General features: G+C 45.2%; 13 protein-coding genes and 1 pseudogene. 7 read left to right on the forward strand and 7 right to left on the reverse strand.

The features are described 5' to 3' along the window. The first annotated feature begins 21 nt into the window (after positions 1–21). A complete protein-coding gene (locus M917_RS01550; RefSeq protein ID WP_021812987.1) occupies positions 22–780 on the forward strand; it encodes an iron ABC transporter ATP-binding protein in 759 nt (252 codons plus the stop codon). A gap of 73 nt (positions 781–853) precedes the next feature. Here the strand turns inward: M917_RS01550 and M917_RS01555 are convergent, their stop codons facing one another. Then, the gene (locus tag M917_RS01555; RefSeq protein WP_021812988.1) at positions 854–2,158 is read right to left on the reverse strand and encodes a PepSY-associated TM helix domain-containing protein; all 1,305 of its coding nucleotides are present in this window, start codon (positions 2,156–2,158) and stop codon (positions 854–856) included. A 154-nt stretch (positions 2,159–2,312) separates the two neighbouring features. Then, positions 2,313–4,409, reverse strand: coding sequence for a TonB-dependent receptor domain-containing protein (locus M917_RS01560; protein WP_021812989.1), 2,097 nt, complete (start codon positions 4,407–4,409; stop codon positions 2,313–2,315). 480 nt (positions 4,410–4,889) lie between these two features. On the opposite strand from M917_RS01560, the gene M917_RS01565 reads away from it, so the two are divergent. From M917_RS01565 to M917_RS01575, 3 genes are all read left to right on the forward strand, one after another. Then, a complete protein-coding gene (locus tag M917_RS01565) occupies positions 4,890–5,165 on the forward strand; it encodes a Trp family transcriptional regulator (protein ID WP_021812990.1) in 276 nt (91 codons plus the stop codon). A 168-nt stretch (positions 5,166–5,333) separates the two neighbouring features. Further along, positions 5,334–6,752: an anthranilate synthase component I family protein gene (locus M917_RS01570; protein ID WP_021812991.1), complete on the forward strand. Its 1,419-nt coding sequence runs from the start codon at positions 5,334–5,336 to the stop codon at positions 6,750–6,752. A 33-nt stretch (positions 6,753–6,785) separates the two neighbouring features. Continuing rightward, complete coding sequence (locus tag M917_RS01575; protein WP_021812992.1) at positions 6,786–7,433, forward strand: anthranilate synthase component II; 648 nt, start codon at positions 6,786–6,788, stop codon at positions 7,431–7,433. A 640-nt stretch (positions 7,434–8,073) separates the two neighbouring features. Here M917_RS01575 and M917_RS01580 read toward each other — a convergent pair. The 5 genes and pseudogenes from M917_RS01580 to M917_RS01600 form a co-directional block, all read right to left on the reverse strand. After that, positions 8,074–9,015: pseudogene (locus tag M917_RS01580) on the reverse strand (TerC family protein). 429 nt (positions 9,016–9,444) lie between these two features. Further along, on the reverse strand, positions 9,445–10,191 hold the full coding sequence (locus M917_RS01585) for an amino acid ABC transporter ATP-binding protein (protein ID WP_021812994.1): 747 nt from the start codon (positions 10,189–10,191) through the stop codon (positions 9,445–9,447). Between the two features lie 64 nt (positions 10,192–10,255). After that, the gene (locus tag M917_RS01590; protein WP_021812995.1) at positions 10,256–10,999 is read right to left on the reverse strand and encodes an amino acid ABC transporter permease; all 744 of its coding nucleotides are present in this window, start codon (positions 10,997–10,999) and stop codon (positions 10,256–10,258) included. A 14-nt stretch (positions 11,000–11,013) separates the two neighbouring features. Further along, positions 11,014–11,850: an amino acid ABC transporter substrate-binding protein gene (locus tag M917_RS01595; RefSeq protein ID WP_021812996.1), complete on the reverse strand. Its 837-nt coding sequence runs from the start codon at positions 11,848–11,850 to the stop codon at positions 11,014–11,016. A gap of 307 nt (positions 11,851–12,157) precedes the next feature. Further along, entirely contained in the window at positions 12,158–12,922 is a 765-nt protein-coding gene (locus M917_RS01600; protein ID WP_021812997.1) for a UTRA domain-containing protein, read from the reverse strand. A gap of 231 nt (positions 12,923–13,153) precedes the next feature. Between M917_RS01600 and hutU the strand changes: the two genes are divergently transcribed. From hutU to hutG, 3 genes are all read left to right on the forward strand, one after another. Further along, a complete protein-coding gene (gene hutU, locus M917_RS01605; RefSeq protein WP_021812998.1) occupies positions 13,154–14,872 on the forward strand; it encodes a urocanate hydratase in 1,719 nt (572 codons plus the stop codon). Positions 14,873–14,965: 93 nt separating this feature from the next. Next, a complete protein-coding gene (hutH, locus tag M917_RS01610) occupies positions 14,966–16,528 on the forward strand; it encodes a histidine ammonia-lyase (protein WP_021812999.1) in 1,563 nt (520 codons plus the stop codon). 13 nt (positions 16,529–16,541) lie between these two features. Then, positions 16,542–17,570, forward strand: a complete 1,029-nt coding sequence (gene hutG, locus M917_RS01615) for a formimidoylglutamase (protein ID WP_021813000.1) — start codon at positions 16,542–16,544, stop codon at positions 17,568–17,570. Positions 17,571–17,578 lie beyond the last annotated feature (8 nt).

Genomic DNA, 17,578 nt, shown 5'->3' on the forward strand with positions numbered 1-17,578 from the left:
CTCTCTACAAGCAAAAATACTATGATTAAAATAGACAATATCTCGCATCACATTGGCAAACAGCAAATCTTACATGACGTTACGGTGTCTTTACCAAGCGCCCAAATCATTGCGTTAATCGGGCCCAATGGTGCTGGCAAATCCACGTTATTTTCCGTCATGGCACGCCTGCAACCGCTACAGTCGGGACAAGTGTGTTTTGGGGAGCATGATATTGCCAGCTGTCATGCGAGAACCTTGTCTAAAACCGTCGCCATGCTTGGGCAAGACAATCAAGTACAAGGGCGACTGCGCGTACATGAGTTACTGATGTTCGGACGCTACCCTTATCATCAAGGACAACCGACCACGAACGATCAGCAAAAAGTACAAGAAATTATCGAACGCTTTGAGCTTGAGCCTTTAGCCGAGCGTTTTTTATCGACATTGTCAGGTGGTCAACGTCAGCGCGTATTGATTGCGATGATTGTCTGCCAAGACACGCCGTATTTGTTGCTTGATGAGCCGCTAAATAATTTGGATATGTATCATGCTGGCCGCCTGATGCGTGAGTTACGTGAGCTGAGCCACAGCCAACAAAAAACCGTGGTGATTGTCCTGCATGATATCAATCAAGCGGCGCAATTTGCGGATACGGTCGTTACCATGAAATCAGGTCAAGTAATGGCGGTTGGCAAACCTGCCGACGTCCTAACAAAAGAAACCATGAAAGAGCTATACAATGTCGATGTTACCGTTCTGAGCCATCAAGGTCGTCCGGTGATTGTCGATACGGTTTAAAGACTGGCTATCTGAACCAGTCCTATTTCACATCATTCATTATTTAACAAGGCAGTACTTAACAAGGCATTGCTTACCTCACCTTTTGCGACGCTTTTAACCGTTGTTGTCGAGATTTGTACCACAGATACACGCCTGTACCTGACAACACTGTCACGGCCAAGCCTATCATCGCTAAAAATATTTGATACAGTCGATGACTCCAGCCTTGACCAATGTGCCCCATGTGCAGCGTTGACAACCATTGGTCTGTCTTGGTCCCAAATGTGCTTTGATCCCCAAAATGAACACGCTCGACGCTGCCTGTTGCGGCATTAACCGTAATCGATGAGGCACCGCTGTGTGTACCGATGTCTTTATCTGTTTTAAAACGCAATTGCCACTGTCTGTCTTCTGCCACCCAGCGTATGCCCAGTAGTTTTTGTACGCTAACACCATTATGTTGAGCAGCGAGTTCAGCCTGTGCACTAAGATAAGCAATACTATTGGCTTTGTTAACCACATTCGTAATAGCAACCGTCTCATTGTTGGGCGGCTTGCCTGTTGGTACGGGCGCCCTTGCTTGACGTGCTCTTCCGTCCCTCTCTTCAAGTCCTACCACTGCTTGCATCACAGGCTGATAAACTGACTTTAAATTAAAACCGACACTTGACCAAGCAATGACAAATAGCATGAGCCAAAGCCACAAACCAAACGCATGATGTAAGTCATAGTTAAGCTTAAAGGTATTGGTTTTGCGTCTGATTTTCCAAGCAGGAAGCCAGCGCTTAAAAAAGGAAGCCCGTTTTTTGTCAGATGATGTCTTAAGTGACTCTATTGCGGCTTTGTTCGACTTGACTGCTCTTGGAAAAGTAAGATAAAAGCCAATAAAGCAGTTAATCGTCCAAACCAACGCCACAATCCCTAATGTTAACTTACCAATATCACCAAGCAATAAGTCACGATGCAACCAAAACACCTTCCACATGGTATTGCGCCATGCCCACTCATCTTTATCGCGCGTACCAATGATATTGCCATTGTAAGGATTGACATAAACTTCCTGAAACGGCGCTTGAGCAAGGTTATTAGCCGCTTTGCCTCGCGTTCTATCTACCGAAAACACCGCTGACTTATTGGACGATAGTGAGGTTGGCATGCTAGAAAATTGATAGTCTGGATAGGCGCTGATAACATTATCATGGAGTGCTGCTATCGGTAGCAGCGGCGTAGGCTGCACTTCGATACGAGCCAGCTGATGATTAAATATCTCATCTAGCTCTTCATGAAATGCCAATAGTGTGCCAGTGATACCAGCGACGACCAAGAAGGCGGCCATGGCCAGTCCGGTATAACGGTGAATCCAAAGACAGCTTTGGCGCAAATTAAATGAAATCATTGATCTTGGTTCTTTATTAAGGGGTTATGTTGATTGGCTATTAAAAGTGGTTTTTATTATTACTATCACCGAGTGAAAAACTCACTGGCAATAAAAAAGTCAGCTCTCATATAAAGACAGCTGACTTTTTAAACACCATTAAATGGCTGTTATATTAAAACTGGTACGTTAAAGAGGTTTTGATGTTACGACCCATCTCAAAATCCGTATAATCATCATCCAAAGCGTTATTGCGTGAGGCATGGCTGGCATAAGTTTCATCAAAAATATTGTATACCCCAAGCGTGGCTTTTAGACCTTCAAATTGAGTCGGCGTATAGCTCATATAAATATCATGCACGTCATAGTTCGGTTTTTCGGTGTCATCATCAGCGGTATTAGGCGTCACTGAAGCAACATAGGTACTGCGCCAGCCAAGTTCTGTAGTATCTGTTGGCGCATAACCAAGATTGACCATGTACTTGTCACCAGATTCAGAGCTACTACCGCTTACTGAGGAGATGTTGTAGCCAGTTCCATCCCCTTTACTACGGGCGCGCTCATAGCTTAGACCCATGCTAAAGTTGTTTGTTTTATAGTCAGCAGCGAGCTCTACTCCCTTAATTTTATAGTCCTCGTCTTTATTAATCACACCTTGGCAGCGCCCACCCAATTGTCCTGTGGCACAATCTAAACCAACTCTACCGCTACCCGCGCGCACAAATTCAATATAATTTTCAATATCGGTTTCAAAATACTTGGCACTCAGTTGCAACGCATCATCAGCAAGGGTCAGGTCGCGCAGCGTCGTGGTAATACCGACTTCTGTGTTAGCGCCTTCTTCTGCTTTTAAGTCACTATTGACATGAGTACCCGCACCATCTGTGTTAAAAATAGTTTGGCTTAAGTCTGGGCCGTTAAACAGTTGCGTATAGCTGGCAAAAACCTGCGTACGCGGTGCAATCTCATAACTGGCAGCGAGTGCTCCCACGACATTGTCGTAAGTTTTTCCAGCAGAAACGAATTCTGGCGACTCATAGCGGTCATAACGGACACCAGGCGTTACGCTTAGTTTGCCTATCTGCCACTGATCCTCTAAATAGACCGAGGTGTTTTTTGCCTCATCCGTGCCACTGACAGGTATGGTGGTACCACGCTGAACACTATTATATTCAGACTCTTTTTTATAATGCTCGACCCCAGCAATCAGCTTATGTGTGCCAGTGATGCCATCGATGATACTGCTATCGATCACACTGGTGTTTTGTATCTTAGCGCCTGTGGTTTTAACCTGTGCATCAAACTCAAAGCCTGGATTTTCTAAATAGTCGGCATCACGCAAAATCTGCGTCTTTGATTGATAGACATTGGTGTCTACATCGATTAATTTATTGACCGGATTAAACGTATAATCAAGCGCATAAGTGTCGCGTTTGACTTCCTGCGGAATAATGGGGTTCCAACCACCAGCAGGAAAATCTGGGCGTAGTGGGAATTTCCCTTTGTTTTCAGTACGGCTAAAGCTGGCACCAACATGATGGTCATTGGCAATGTAAGCACCCGCTTTTAATAGGATGTTTTCGCCTTTACTGTCTTCGGTTTGAATCTTGCGCCCTTCACCATCTTCACCCGCCTTGGCATCACGCTTGCCATAATAAGCAAGTAAATCAACGTTCTTCGCTGGTGCACCATAAACGGTGGCGGAGGTCAACAGCTCATCATTATTACTGCCATAGCCTGCATGCAGTTTTGCACCAATTTTCTGACCCGGTTTGAGCAAATCTGCGGCATCAACTGTCTCAAAAGCCACTGCGCCACCGATGGCATCGTTACCAAGTGTCACTGAGTTATTGCCAACCGCAACTTCTGCTTGTTTTAATAAGTCTGGATCAATCGTGACATCGCCCATATGATAAAACAAAGCACCTTCTTGACGTGCGCCATCAATCGTGACCTTTAGATTGGTATCATCAAGTCCGCGTACGCGTATACGCTGATTAACTGACGACGTACCACCAACACTAACACCTGGCACTATATCTAAGAAGCCGCTTAAGTGGCTTGCTTGTGCAGCGGGTGTGTAGTCATCTATATAAACAGAACCCTCTTGCACGTTATCACGTACCGAGCTATTAGCCGTCACTGTGATGGTCTGTAACGTGGTATTTGGTATGTCTTCTACTGTGGCGGCACTGACCGCTTGCGACCATAGTACCGCTGCCACACCCATGGACAGCATCGTCAATTGACTAGATAACTTTACTTCACGCATAACCCACTCACTTTATTTACTATCAGAAATTAGAATTTTTGAAGTCTATTTATTGTTGAGAACTACTTTTAGAAGCCGTTGATAAACGGTCTTTTGTAAAACTATTTTTTAGACAACTTGACACTACCCAAGCCTCACACACAAACAACAATGCTAATGATAATTGTTAGCATTTCACAGCGAGAGGCATAATAACGAAGTATTAACAATTTGGCAATAATTAATAGAGACCATCTAGGCTTTTAATAAGGGTATATAGAACTAGGGACATTAAGGGCTACTAGGCTTTAGGACAAGAGAATCATGCTCTACCGATAGGACGCCTCTTAGTCGATTATATCGACGAGCCAACGATGACGACATAATGGCTATTCTTATGCTTCTCTCTTGTTTTTTCTGTACTACTGTACTAGAATGCTGATACAAGATGACTTTCTATCTTTTTTTCTTTTGTCTTTTATTTTATGCAGATTAACGATTATGAGTACTGATCCATATCGCAGTTTATTGAACCATTTAGCCAGTTGTACTGATGATACAGATATTGAAAAGCTGCTAAGTGCCCTGCTGACGGATAAAGAGCAACATGAGATTGCCAATCGTATTCGTATATTTGATTTGCTGGAGCGCGGTGTCACGCAGCGTGATATATCTGAACAATTGGGTGTTGGCATTGCCACGGTCTCACGCGGTGCCAAAGCCATGCAAATTCACGACCTCAGTGCTTTGCTAAACACACACAGGCAAAGCTCTTAACGTATAGGCAATTCACTATAAAAAAGTTACAGCGTTAACCTCGCTTGAATTACTACATATATTTCTGCACTCGGTTGACTTGTACCACTTTCAAATTGGATCAACTCTCTTAAACAATTCTTTCTATATTTTTAGCGGATACTCCTTTTAATTATTTCGGACTTTGTTATGACCTCACTGACGACCCAGCATGACCAACCTGCACTGATTGATATTCCCAGCAAGCCGCAGCGGATTAAGCTCACGCAAGATATTGATTTTTTTGCGTTGTTTAAACGCATTGAGGGGGCTTTTGATACCTGTTATTTGCTCGAATCATTGGGCGAAGAAAGCCACATCTCACGCCATCATGCCATTGGTTTTGATCCGGTCATGACCATTGCGGCACTAGATCGCACCACTCTTGCCATTACCGATAATAAAACGGCTGAAACACGCCATTATCAAACCGACAACCCTTATCAATTACTGCGCAAAATTACCCCGCAGCATGTCATTGCCCGTGATCAAAGCGGTGGTCTCGTCGGCTATCTAGGTTATGACAGTGTGAATTTTTTTGAACCCAGCCTAAATGCTAAGCCGAGTGAAGACTTTGAACCGTTTAAATTCGGTGTGTATTTGGACGGCTTAACACTCGATAAAATGACGAGCGAGATTTTCTATTTTTACTATCCGACCTCACAACAAGACAATCGCATTGAACAAATCAAAGCCTTACTTGATGCGCCGATACCAAGCTACCAATCACCTGCGGTTGAGTTTTTGGGTGACGGTATGAGTCAAGAAGAACATGCTAAAGTAGTAATGCAAGTGAAAGAAGACATCATCTCCGGACGTATCTTTCAGTGTGAAGTGGGGTTTAAATCTAAGTATCATATCGCTGGTGACAAGATGCCCATTTATGAAAAACTGCGCACCGTCAATCCATCGCCGCACATGTACTTTATGAAATTTGCTCAGCAGTGCATTATTGGGGCGTCCCCTGAGCTGCTCTTTCGCTTGCGTCAAGGTGAAATGGAAACCTATCCATTAGCAGGCACTGCCAAACGCGGCGTCGATGTGATCGAAGACCGTAAGCTTGCCCGTGCCCTACTTAATGATGATAAAGAGATTGCCGAGCACAATATGCTGGTTGATTTGCATCGCAATGATATTGGCCGTGTGGCACAATTTGGTACGGTCAAAGTGCGTAGTCTGATGGACATCAAACGCTTCTCACACGTACAGCATATCTCCTCTGAGATCGTCGGTATTTTACACCCTGAAGAAGATATGTTTAGCGCCCTTGCCAGCAATTTTCCTGCTGGTACGTTGTCAGGCGCACCAAAAGTGGAAGCCATCAAAGTAATTAACGAGCTAGAGCCAGACGGTCGCGGTGCCTATGGCGGCGCGCTTGGGTCATTTAATTTCAACGGTGACTGTATTTTTGCCATTCCTATTCGCAGCTTATTTATCAATGGCGAGTCGGCCTACGCGCAAACCTGTGGCGGCAATGTCTATGACTCCAATCCAGCAGATGAATATCTAGAAATCCAGCGTAAATTGTCAGCAATGAAAGTGGTATTAGACAGTTTTATGCATCCGTAAGTTGACCCTATTTTTATCAAAGAGTTTATAACTATGAATGTTTTAATTATCGATAACTACGACTCGTTTACCTTCAATCTTTACCAATATATTGGCGAGATTTTACAGACGCTGGGTGATGATAAAAAAGCAAACGTCATCGTCAAGCGCAATAATGAGATTACTCTAGCCGACGTGCAAGCAATGAATCTAGATCGAATCATTATCTCACCTGGACCTGGCGCACCGGACGATCCCGCTTATTTTGGGGTTTGTAGCGAGGTGATCGAAGTGATGGGCAAGACCACGCCGCTATTAGGTGTTTGCTTGGGCATGCAGGGTATCGCCCATGTGTTCGGTGGTGATGTGGTACGTGCTAACCTCCCGATGCATGGTAAGGTTTCGTCGATTCGCCATAATGAGGCAGGTATATATCAAGGACTGCCGCAAGAGCTTGAGATCATGCGTTATCATTCACTGATGGTCAAAGCAGATACGCTACCAGATTGTTTAACGGTCACTGCCGTCGTCGCCAATCATAACCATACTGAGTTAAACTTGGCTGCGTCGGCGCTAGCAGGCGATGAGATCATGGGATTGCAGCACAAAGACTACCCAATTCAGGGCGTACAGTTTCATCCAGAATCCTTTGCAACCGAAGGTGCTAAGCGTTTGCTAACGAATTTCTTGATGCAGGTATAGATCAATGATGCGCGTCTTTCGCCAATATAGATTTCGCTAACCAAGAACGCAAGCCAAAAAAGTTTCCCTTATTCAGCAAAATGACAGCCGAGAACAAGCCTATTTTTTGTGGATTGATTAGGGCGTATCATCATTTTGAGAATGAACTTCTTGCATAAGTTGGTGACTTAGTAAAATTTGTAACGCAATACTGGGCGCCTTTAGAATCGGCAATACCTATTTATGAATCATCAAATATACTCTGATAGAAGTGATTCCATTATAGTAGTCTGTTTTGGGTGGTCTATTAATAGATTTGAAGGGTGAATTAACTGATTGCCATAGGGTATACGTTCTCTGCTTCAATTCTTAACATTTAGAAAATATTAGAACGCTTTAATATGTATAGGACTAACTTAATATTAAGTAATTATCAAGTTAGTCCTATATTTGCTTATATCTGCGCCTGCGGATTATTTTTAGCATAGCGCCATGACATCCATGCAGTAATAATTAGCACTATAGTCAGTTCAGTATAAAAACGAGTCAGCGGGACTGGCATAAATTTTTCGCAGCCTCTGTCTGCGCAGGCACAGCAAGCCAGAGAAATTTATGCCAGTTCAGCGTTGGAATATAATGTATTTGTTTTATTTAGAATCGACTATACTGCAATAAAGCCTAAAGAAGCTGCAATTGGAACATGATATACATCAAGTAGAAGCATTTTTATACCAATAAAGGTCATGATTATGCCTAGCCCATATGGTAAGTAGTGCATTGTGGCTGCTGCGCCTGCTAACAGGAAGAACATAGCACGCAAACCCAAAATAGCGAATAAGTTAGCACTCAATACAATGAATGGGTCGGTGGTAATGGCAAAAATGGCAGGAATAGAATCAACCGCAAAAATAACATCAGAGATTTCGACTAAAATTAACACTACCAACATGGGTGTCGCCCACAATAGACCATTTTCACGTACTAAAAACTTTTCGCCTCGCAGCGTGGGCGTAATGCGCATATGTTTACGCAGCCATTTTAATAGCTTCATTTCTTCAAGGTCGACAGGTTCGTCGTGACCACCTTTTAAAAACTTATAACCGGTATAAACCAAAAACGCACCAAAGATATAAAGTACCCATGAAAACTCTTGAATGAGCCATGCGCCTGCAAGAATAAAAATAGTGCGTAAAACAATAGCGCCTATTACACCGTATAATAGTATACGACGCTGCAAAGCAGGTGGAACAGCAAACGCGCCAAAAATCATGAGCCAGACAAACACGTTATCAATCGCTAATGATTTTTCGATTAAATAACCAGTCACGAACTCTAAGGTTTTTTGGTTAGCAACTGCCGTGCCTAAATTTGTATTTAAATACCACCATAATCCGCCTGCGAACAAAGCAGATACACTGACCCAAGCGATACTTCATAGAGCAGCCAATTTAATAGATACAGGTTGGTGCTCATTTTGTAATGCGTTTACGTCGGAACTCTTTGGCGGATCTTTATGCTTAAAGCTTAGAAAGTCGATCAGTAGCATGACTGCGACTATCGCAAAAAAAATGGCATATAGCCAAGGGGTGCCGATGGTTTCCACAATATTCCTCAAGTATAGACAACAGGGATCAGATTCCATTTGGTTCCAATTGGTATGCCCTCATACTAGTAACAGAACCCTAAAAAGAAACTTTAATATACACATATTACTTATTTTCATCTACATTAATTATGACTCCTACCGTCAAATCCGTACAAACAAACTTAGGTTATTTTGATCAGGCGGCTTAACGATAATGCCCATTGCTCCCATAACAGAGCTTATGGTAAATGATTTCATGACGGCCAAACTAAAAAATGGTCGTTGATATTATTGATGATATAGAGCAGGTTAGAAAAATGCAAATCTATAGATGACAACTGTTACCAGTCTACTTCCCACTATAAGCGTCAAATTTAAATGACAGACATAAAAAAAGCCCTAAATGGGCTTTCGTTTTTACAGCGGCGCACGTTACAACGACATAAGCTATTTCTGATCGATGCGCTGCAAAAATGCTTGTGTCCTTGGGTGCTTTGAATCCTCAAACAACTGCTTAGCACTGCCCTCTTCGACGACAACGCCGTCTTCGATCAAGACCACATGATCCGCCACATCACGTGCAAAATTGATTTCGTGTGTCACCACAATCATCGTCCAGCCTTCAGACGCCAACTGCTTCATAGTCCCGAGCACATCTTGTACCAGCTCAGGATCAAGCGCGGACGTTGGCTCATCAAACAGTAGCAACGATGGCTCGATAGCGAGCGCACGAGCAATACCAATGCGCTGCTGTTGCCCACCCGATAGCTGAAACGGATAGAGATCGGCTTTGTCCGAAAGCCCTACTTTTTCTAGCAACACCAAAGCCTGCTCACGCGCTTGGGCTTTGGTTTGTCCCTTAACGACCGTCGGCCCTAGCATTAAGTTTTCGATGGCGGTCTTATGCGGAAATAAGTTATAAGATTGAAAAACCATGCCTGACTTACGTTGCAGCGCCAATAGTGTTTTTTTCTTCGGTTTGGTGGCAAAGTCAACCGTTAAACTGCCATCATCAAAGGCTATCACGCCTTGGTCAGGAATTTCCAGCGCATTGAGACAACGCAAAAAAGTCGTTTTACCCGACCCTGATGGCCCTAATATTACCACCACCTTGCCTTTTTCGATGGTCAAATCGATGCCTTTAAGCACTTGATTGCCACCGAAAGCTTTGTGAATATTAGTGACTTTGATCATAAAAGTTCCTGTGGTACGGAGGATACGGAAGCGATAGTGTTATAAAAAACAGGAAACCGTCCGTCTATTTTGCGATATAGCGATCGAGTCTGGTTTCAAGCTTACCTTGGATAAAGGTCAAGAACAGACAAATACCCCAATAAATAATCGCCGCTTCGGTATAAACCAGCATAAACTCATAGTTACGTGCCGTGATAATCTGTGCTTGCTTAAACAGCTCAGTCACTAACACCAATGAAGCCAATGACGTATCTTTTACCAAACTGATAAAGGTATTGGATAATGGCGGCACGGATACTCGAAGCGCTTGCGGTAAAATGACGTGGCGAAAGGTTTGTAGATAGGTCAATCCTACAGTCGACCCTGCTTCCCACTGGCCTTTGGGAATGGACAAGATCGATGCTCGCACCGTCTCTGATGCGTAAGCACCAATATTGAGTGAAAAAGCAATGATCGCCGATGGAAAAGGATCAAGTTTGACGCCCACACTTGGCAAGCCATAAAAGATAATAAATAGCTGCACCAGCATCGGCGTGCCGCGAATGGCCGACACGTAAACACGAGCAAGTCTATAAATAATCTCATGAAACCACCCAGCACGCGGCACAATACGAATCAGCGCCACTGTCAGAGCAATAGCCATACCAATCGCAAATGAAATCAATGCCAGCGGTATCGAATAATAGATAGCGCCTTTAAGCATAGGCCAAAAGGATGAGATGACAATTTGCGCCCGATCAGGGCTCATAAATGGCAATAATGCCAATAAATCAGCTAGCCATGACACAGACATTATAGAAGCTGGCATGATAGACCCTAACATTATTTTTGTTGGCTGATATCAGCACCAAAGAACTCTTCGCTAAGCTTGGTGAGCGTACCATCGGCCGCTAATGCCGCCATCGCTTCGTCCAATTTTGCTACGACTGCGTCATCACCTTTTAACAAAACCAAACCTGAGCCTGTTTGCTCACTGACAGGTGCGGTCAGTTTGATTTCCAGCTCAGCATCTGGGAATTTTTTTAGATAATCCAATACCGCAAGATTGTCATTCATCGTAAAGTCAGCACGGTCTTGTTTGACCAGTTGGATGGCTTGTGCCATACCATCGACAGGAACGATCTCTGCGCCATAACGTTCTGCCAACTCACCATAGTTACTGCTGAGTGATTGTGCGGTACGTAGACCTTTGAGGTTGTCCCATGAACTATAACGGTTGTCATCCTTTGGTGCCAAAACCACAGCACCTGACCAGCTATAAGCCATGGCTTTGTCATACTTGGCTTGACGCTCAGGCGTGGTCAAGCTGACTTGATTGGCCACCATATCAAAACGTTTTGAGTCCAAACCTGCCAGCATCGCATCCCACTGGGTTTCTTTAAATTCAACATCAACGCCCAATTTGTCAGCCACGGCACGTGTGACTTCGACATCATAACCTGTCAATTTACCGCTCTCATCATGATAAGTGAACGGTGGATAAGTGCCTTCCGTACCGACATTGATGGTGCCGCCGTTATTGATACGTTGCAGCAAATCAGATCCGCCTGTTGCAGCACTGTCTGTCGCAGTGTTGTCAGCGTCATTAGTAGTAGACTGACCACAAGCAGCAAGTAGCATAGTACTAGCGGCAAGGGCTAAGAGAGTACGACGTTTCATAAGACGTCCTTATAAGAGTAAGAGTAGATGAATAAATCGAAACCACATAATGTCAGCAAATAATGAGAAAACCCCCACAAACAGATATCGTCATACAACAGATACTCTAGATTGCTTGGCTTTGGTTGCTCGATTTGAGGATATTCAGCATATTTTTCAATACTGTTTTTATATTAATTTTACACTTTTAACGCTTTGAGAAAATACTTTAAGGCTATCACTGCCAATTAAGGCGTGTTCAACACTTACATACTAGCGCACTTCAAAAAGAATAAACGTACAAAAACAGTGAGCATGCGTAGGGTCATTACAGTTCTCCTGAGAATTGGTATCGATCGCCAGCATGCCACATTTTGACAAAGGTCAGCACTTGACCTGCTGAATAGGTCTGGCGACACAACACTAACGTTGGCGACTGCGGTGCAATTTGTAGCGCAGTCGCAATCTCATCTGGGGCAGCCAATGCACGAATGGTGTAACTGCCGCGCTCCAGTGGGCTTTTGGCAATCAAGTAATCGCTGGTATTGACCACGCTAAAATCCTGCTCGATGAATTTTGGTACTTTTTTGGCATCGACCCAGCGTTCTTCAAACTGTATCGGTTGACCGTCAGCGAAGTGGACAATTTTTACTTCATATAAAACAGACGCTTTATGATTGCTGACTGTATTATCAGTATTTTTCAAATCAGTAGACGCGTCTGTCGCCTCGATAGCAAACTTGCGGCGCAGTTCATCATCGAGCATATCAGCGGTAATCACGCGCTTGCTCATCACCTTTGCTTGATAATCGCGATTGGCCGATTTTAAATCTTGGGCAATATTACGCACCTCTACAAAGGTATGATTGAATTGCTGCTGCGCGACAAACGTCCCCGACCCTTGCCGGCGCTCCAATACCCGCTCTGCGCTTAGCTCCTTTAGAGCGCGGTTGACCGTCATACGCGAGACACCAAACTCCGCTGCCAACGCCATTTCGGTAGAAATCGCCTTCCCCGCCTGCCATTTGCCCGCATGGATGTTATCCAATATCGCCTGTTTAATACGCTGATACGCCGGAATCGTTTTTGTCATATCCGTCTTTAACCGTCAATTTTGCCCATAAGAAGAGCGCCATAATATCATGACAATCATCATACCCTGCATCCAAACACCCGACCTTGCGGTTCTCTATTATAAATAATTCAATCAATACTAAAAAATTGCTTGCATGAAAAAATAATCTTTGATAATTTGTATATACAACTTTGCGTAAAAGTAAACAATCTCATTAGACAATTGTATAAACAATCACAAGGAATGGTTATGACAACCGAGAATGGAACGCGTAAAAACGCTGAATTTACCCGCCGTGACGAAAGTCGTAATATTGCCGCGCCCACAGGCAGCACCCTACATTGCAAAAGCTGGCTGACCGAAGCGCCTTATCGAATGCTGCAAAACAATCTGCATCCTGATGTGGCCGAAAACCCAAAAAGTTTGGTGGTATATGGTGGTATCGGACGCGCTGCTCGTAATTGGGAAAGCTACGATCAGATTTTGGCGTCACTCAAAGAGTTGGAAGATGACCAGACATTACTGGTGCAATCTGGCAAACCCGTTGGCGTCTTTCAAACTCATGAAGATGCCCCGCGTGTCTTGATTGCCAACTCTAACCTCGTGCCGCGCTGGGCGACGTGGGAGCATTTCAATGAGCTAGATCGCAAAGACTTGTTTATGTACGGTCAAATGACGGCTGGTAGCTGGATTTATATTGGTACGCAAGGCATCGTCCAAGGCACTTATGAAACCTTTGTGGAAGCTGGTCGTCAGCATTATAATGGCAGCTGGGCAGGACGCTGGATTTTGACCGCAGGACTTGGTGGTATGGGCGGCGCGCAGCCACTCGCCGCGACTTTTGCAGGCGCAACTTCTCTAAACATCGAATGCCAACAATCTAGTATCGATTTTCGCTTGCGTACCGGTTACGTCGATAAGCAAGCAGACGATCTTGATCATGCTTATGAGTTGATTAAGCAGCATACCGCAGCAGGTGAGGCGGTCTCAATCGCCCTACTTGGCAATGCCGCAGATATCTTGCCTGAAATGGTCAAGCGTGCCAAAGCTGGTGGCATGAAGCCTGATTTGGTGACCGATCAGACCTCAGCCCATGACTTGATCAATGGCTATCTGCCAAGTGGCTGGAGCGTTGAAGAATGGAAAGCGGCACAAGAAGATCCAGAGCAACATGCCGCACTAACCAAAGCAGCTGCTGCATCTTGCGCCACACACGTACAAGCCATTTTAGACCTACAAGCGATGGATATTCCAGCGACTGATTATGGCAATAACATCCGTCAAGTGGCGTTTGATGAAGGTGTTAAAGACGCCTTTAACTTCCCCGGTTTTGTCCCCGCTTATATTCGTCCGCTGTTTTGCCAAGGTAAAGGCCCGTTCCGCTGGGTAGCGCTGTCAGGTGATCCAGAAGACATCTATAAAACTGACCAGAAGATTAAAGAATTATTCCCTGAAAACACTCATGTGCATCGCTGGCTTGATATGGCCAAAGAGCGTATTCAGTTCCAAGGTTTGCCTGCTCGTATATGCTGGTTGGGTCTGGGCGAGCGTGACAAAGCAGGCTTGGCATTTAATGAAATGGTAAAAAACGGTGAGCTAAAAGGCCCTATTGTCATTGGTCGTGATCATCTAGATACAGGTTCTGTCGCCAGTCCAAACCGCGAAACAGAAAGCATGAAAGATGGTTCAGACGCGGTGTCTGATTGGGCACTATTGAACGCTATGCTCAATGTCGCAGGCGGCGCCACTTGGGTATCGCTACATCACGGCGGCGGTGTTGGCATGGGTTACTCGCAGCATTCGGGCATGGTCATCGTCGCAGATGGTACGGATGCAGCCGCCAAACGCTTAGCACGTGTATTGGTCAATGACTGCGGTTCAGGTGTCATGCGTCATGCGGATGCAGGGTATGAGCTGGCAATCAAGACCGCCAAAGACTATGGTCTAAACCTGCCGATGATTAAATAGCAGTGTATTGCTATTCATCACGGATTGTCAGCCAACTGATTTCTATGATTTAAAATATTCATACTAAAAGACAAATAATAAAGGACGATACGCATGACGACTATAAAAGAGATGACACTACACCCGCGTAAACTCAGTTTTGAGATGCTACGCGACATTTATGACCACCCTGTTACGTTGACACTACCTGATAGTGCTTATGCAGCGATAGATGCGTCACACGCAGACGTACAAGCCATCATTGCACGTGACAAAAGTGCTTATGGTATCAACACGGGTTTTGGCCTATTGGCAAAGACACGTATCAGTGATGACCAGCTTGAGCTGCTACAGCATAACTTGATCGTCTCTCACTCAGTGGGCACTGGTGAGGCGCTGCCAGACAATGTAGTTCGTCTGATTATGGTGATGAAGGTAGCCAGCTTGGCGCAAGGTGTCTCTGGTGTGCGCCGCGCCGTCGTCGATAGCTTACTCGGTTTGATCAACAATCAAATCACTCCCAACATTCCGGCCAAAGGCTCAGTTGGCGCATCTGGTGATTTAGCACCTTTATCGCATATGACGCTTGCGATGATGGGTGAAGGGCATGTCTATGTCGCTGGCAAAAAAGTTCTTGCGGCAGATGCATTGGCACAGCACGGACTGGAGCCAATCACGCTAGCTGCTAAAGAAGGTCTCGCCCTCATCAACGGTACTCAGGTCTCAACGGCACTGGCATTACGTGGTTATTTCTTAGCGCGTAACTTGCTTGAGACAGCGACCATTGTCGGTTCTTTGTCTATCGACGCCGCTAAAGGCTCAGACGCGCCATTTGATGCGCGTATTCATGAAGTTCGTGGACATCATGGTCAAATCGAAATCGCCAAAGCGCACCGCCAGTTGATCAAAGGCAGTGCCATTCGCGCCTCGCATGATGGCGAGCAAGACGATAGAGTACAAGATCCTTACTGCTTGCGTTGTCAGCCACAGGTCATGGGAGCGTGCCTTGATATCATCAACCAAGCAGGCAAAACCTTATTAATCGAATCAAACGCGGTGACTGATAACCCACTTATCTTCAATAACGATGATGGCCCTGTGGCAATCTCAGGTGGTAACTTCCATGCTGAGCCAGTTGCCTTTGCCGCTGACATTTTGGCCTTGGCAATCGCTGAGATTGGTTCTATGTCTGAGCGCCGCATCGCCTTACTAATCGATGCGACTTTATCAGGTGGCTTACCGCCATTCTTGGTTGATAATGCTGGGGTGAACTCAGGCTTTATGATTGCCCATGTAACTGCCGCAGCGCTGGCATCTGAAAACAAATCTATCGCTCATCCAGGTAGCGTTGATAGTATCCCGACTTCTGCCAACCAAGAAGACCATGTGTCCATGGCAACTTACTGCGCACGCCGTCTATATGAGATGGCTCAAAACACGGCAACTATTATCGGTATTGAACTACTGGCAGCTGGTCAAGGTATCGATTTTCATCGCGGACTTGAGACCTCAGAGATGCTGAAAACAACACATCAAAAACTACGTGCGCAAGTGACTTTTTATGATAAGGATCGCTATCTCGCCCCTGATATCGAAGCGGCGAAACAGCTGGTGTTAGATGGCACGCTCGCTGAGCATTGGCAAGAACTGCGCCATGACTGGTATGAGTCCAAATAGAAGGAAATCGGCGATGACCATAGCAACTATTAACCACACTCTCGCGGATATGACTCGCTGGACAGGACGCGCAGAGCCGTTTGAAACCGACCGCGCTCGCTACTGGTATCAGCTGGCACAGCCCTACGAGCAGCAATGTATTGGGCTGATTGGTTTTGCGTGTGATCAAGGGGTTAGGCGCAACCAAGGACGCGTGGGTGCAAGAGCCGCGCCGCCCTTGATTCGTCAGGCATTTGCCACGCTACCAGTCATTGCCGAATTGCAACAACGCTTTGAGGGTCAATTGCCAACCCTATTGGGTGATGCTGGGGATATCCATTGTCATGATAATGATGATTTTGCTGCGAGTATCCTTGAGCAAGCTCAAATAAAGTATGCCGATAAAGTAAGCCATATTATTCAGCAAGGCGGTCTGCCCATCGGACTTGGCGGTGGTCATGCCATTGCATATGGCAGCTTTTTAGGATTGTGGCAGACGCTGTCAAAAGCAGACGATGTAACGGTTGATAAAGCACCAATTATAGGCATTATTAATTTTGATGCTCATCTTGATATCCGCCAGTCTGATGTGGCAACGTCTGGTACACCGTTTCGCCAAATTGCCGAACACCTTGCCGAACACAATCAGCCGTTTAATTATTGCTGCATTGGCGTCAGTCGCTTTTCTAATACCGCTGCCCTCTTTGATCGCGCTGAGCAATTGGGCGTCCATATCATCAGTGATGAGGACTGTCATCATCAAACGTGGGATATGCTTGCCAAGCAAATTGAAACATTTATCCGTCACGTCGATGTGCTCTACATGACCATTGATATGGATTGCTTACCATCAAGTGTTGTTCCTGGCGTCAGTGCGCCAGCGGCTTACGGTATTGGGCTGATTTTCGTTGAGCGCGCGGTCAAACTGATCATGGCATCAGGCAAAGTAAAAGTGGCCGATATCGCTGAAATCAACCCTACCTTTGATGTGGATAATCGTAGTTGTAAGGTCGCTGCCCGTCTATTGGCGACTATTAGCGAGCAGCATTTGCTGGCAAAATAATCAGGAGC

The organism is Psychrobacter aquaticus CMS 56 (assembly GCF_000471625.1).
GTDB lineage: Bacteria > Pseudomonadota > Gammaproteobacteria > Pseudomonadales > Moraxellaceae > Psychrobacter > Psychrobacter aquaticus.

Excerpts from the sequence above, each read along its gene's own strand:
- M917_RS01550 (WP_021812987.1), top strand. The coding sequence starts at position 22 with ATGATTAAAATAGACAATATCTCGCATCACATTGGCAAACAGCAAATC.
- M917_RS01555 (WP_021812988.1), bottom strand. The coding sequence starts at position 2,158 with ATGATTTCATTTAATTTGCGCCAAAGCTGTCTTTGGATTCACCGTTAT.
- M917_RS01560 (WP_021812989.1), bottom strand. The coding sequence starts at position 4,409 with ATGCGTGAAGTAAAGTTATCTAGTCAATTGACGATGCTGTCCATGGGT.
- M917_RS01565 (WP_021812990.1), top strand. The coding sequence starts at position 4,890 with ATGAGTACTGATCCATATCGCAGTTTATTGAACCATTTAGCCAGTTGT.
- M917_RS01570 (WP_021812991.1), top strand. The coding sequence starts at position 5,334 with ATGACCTCACTGACGACCCAGCATGACCAACCTGCACTGATTGATATT.
- M917_RS01575 (WP_021812992.1), top strand. The coding sequence starts at position 6,786 with ATGAATGTTTTAATTATCGATAACTACGACTCGTTTACCTTCAATCTT.
- M917_RS01585 (WP_021812994.1), bottom strand. The coding sequence starts at position 10,191 with ATGATCAAAGTCACTAATATTCACAAAGCTTTCGGTGGCAATCAAGTG.
- M917_RS01590 (WP_021812995.1), bottom strand. The coding sequence starts at position 10,999 with ATGCCAGCTTCTATAATGTCTGTGTCATGGCTAGCTGATTTATTGGCA.
- M917_RS01595 (WP_021812996.1), bottom strand. The coding sequence starts at position 11,850 with ATGAAACGTCGTACTCTCTTAGCCCTTGCCGCTAGTACTATGCTACTT.
- M917_RS01600 (WP_021812997.1), bottom strand. The coding sequence starts at position 12,922 with ATGACAAAAACGATTCCGGCGTATCAGCGTATTAAACAGGCGATATTG.
- hutU (WP_021812998.1), top strand. The coding sequence starts at position 13,154 with ATGACAACCGAGAATGGAACGCGTAAAAACGCTGAATTTACCCGCCGT.
- hutH (WP_021812999.1), top strand. The coding sequence starts at position 14,966 with ATGACGACTATAAAAGAGATGACACTACACCCGCGTAAACTCAGTTTT.
- hutG (WP_021813000.1), top strand. The coding sequence starts at position 16,542 with ATGACCATAGCAACTATTAACCACACTCTCGCGGATATGACTCGCTGG.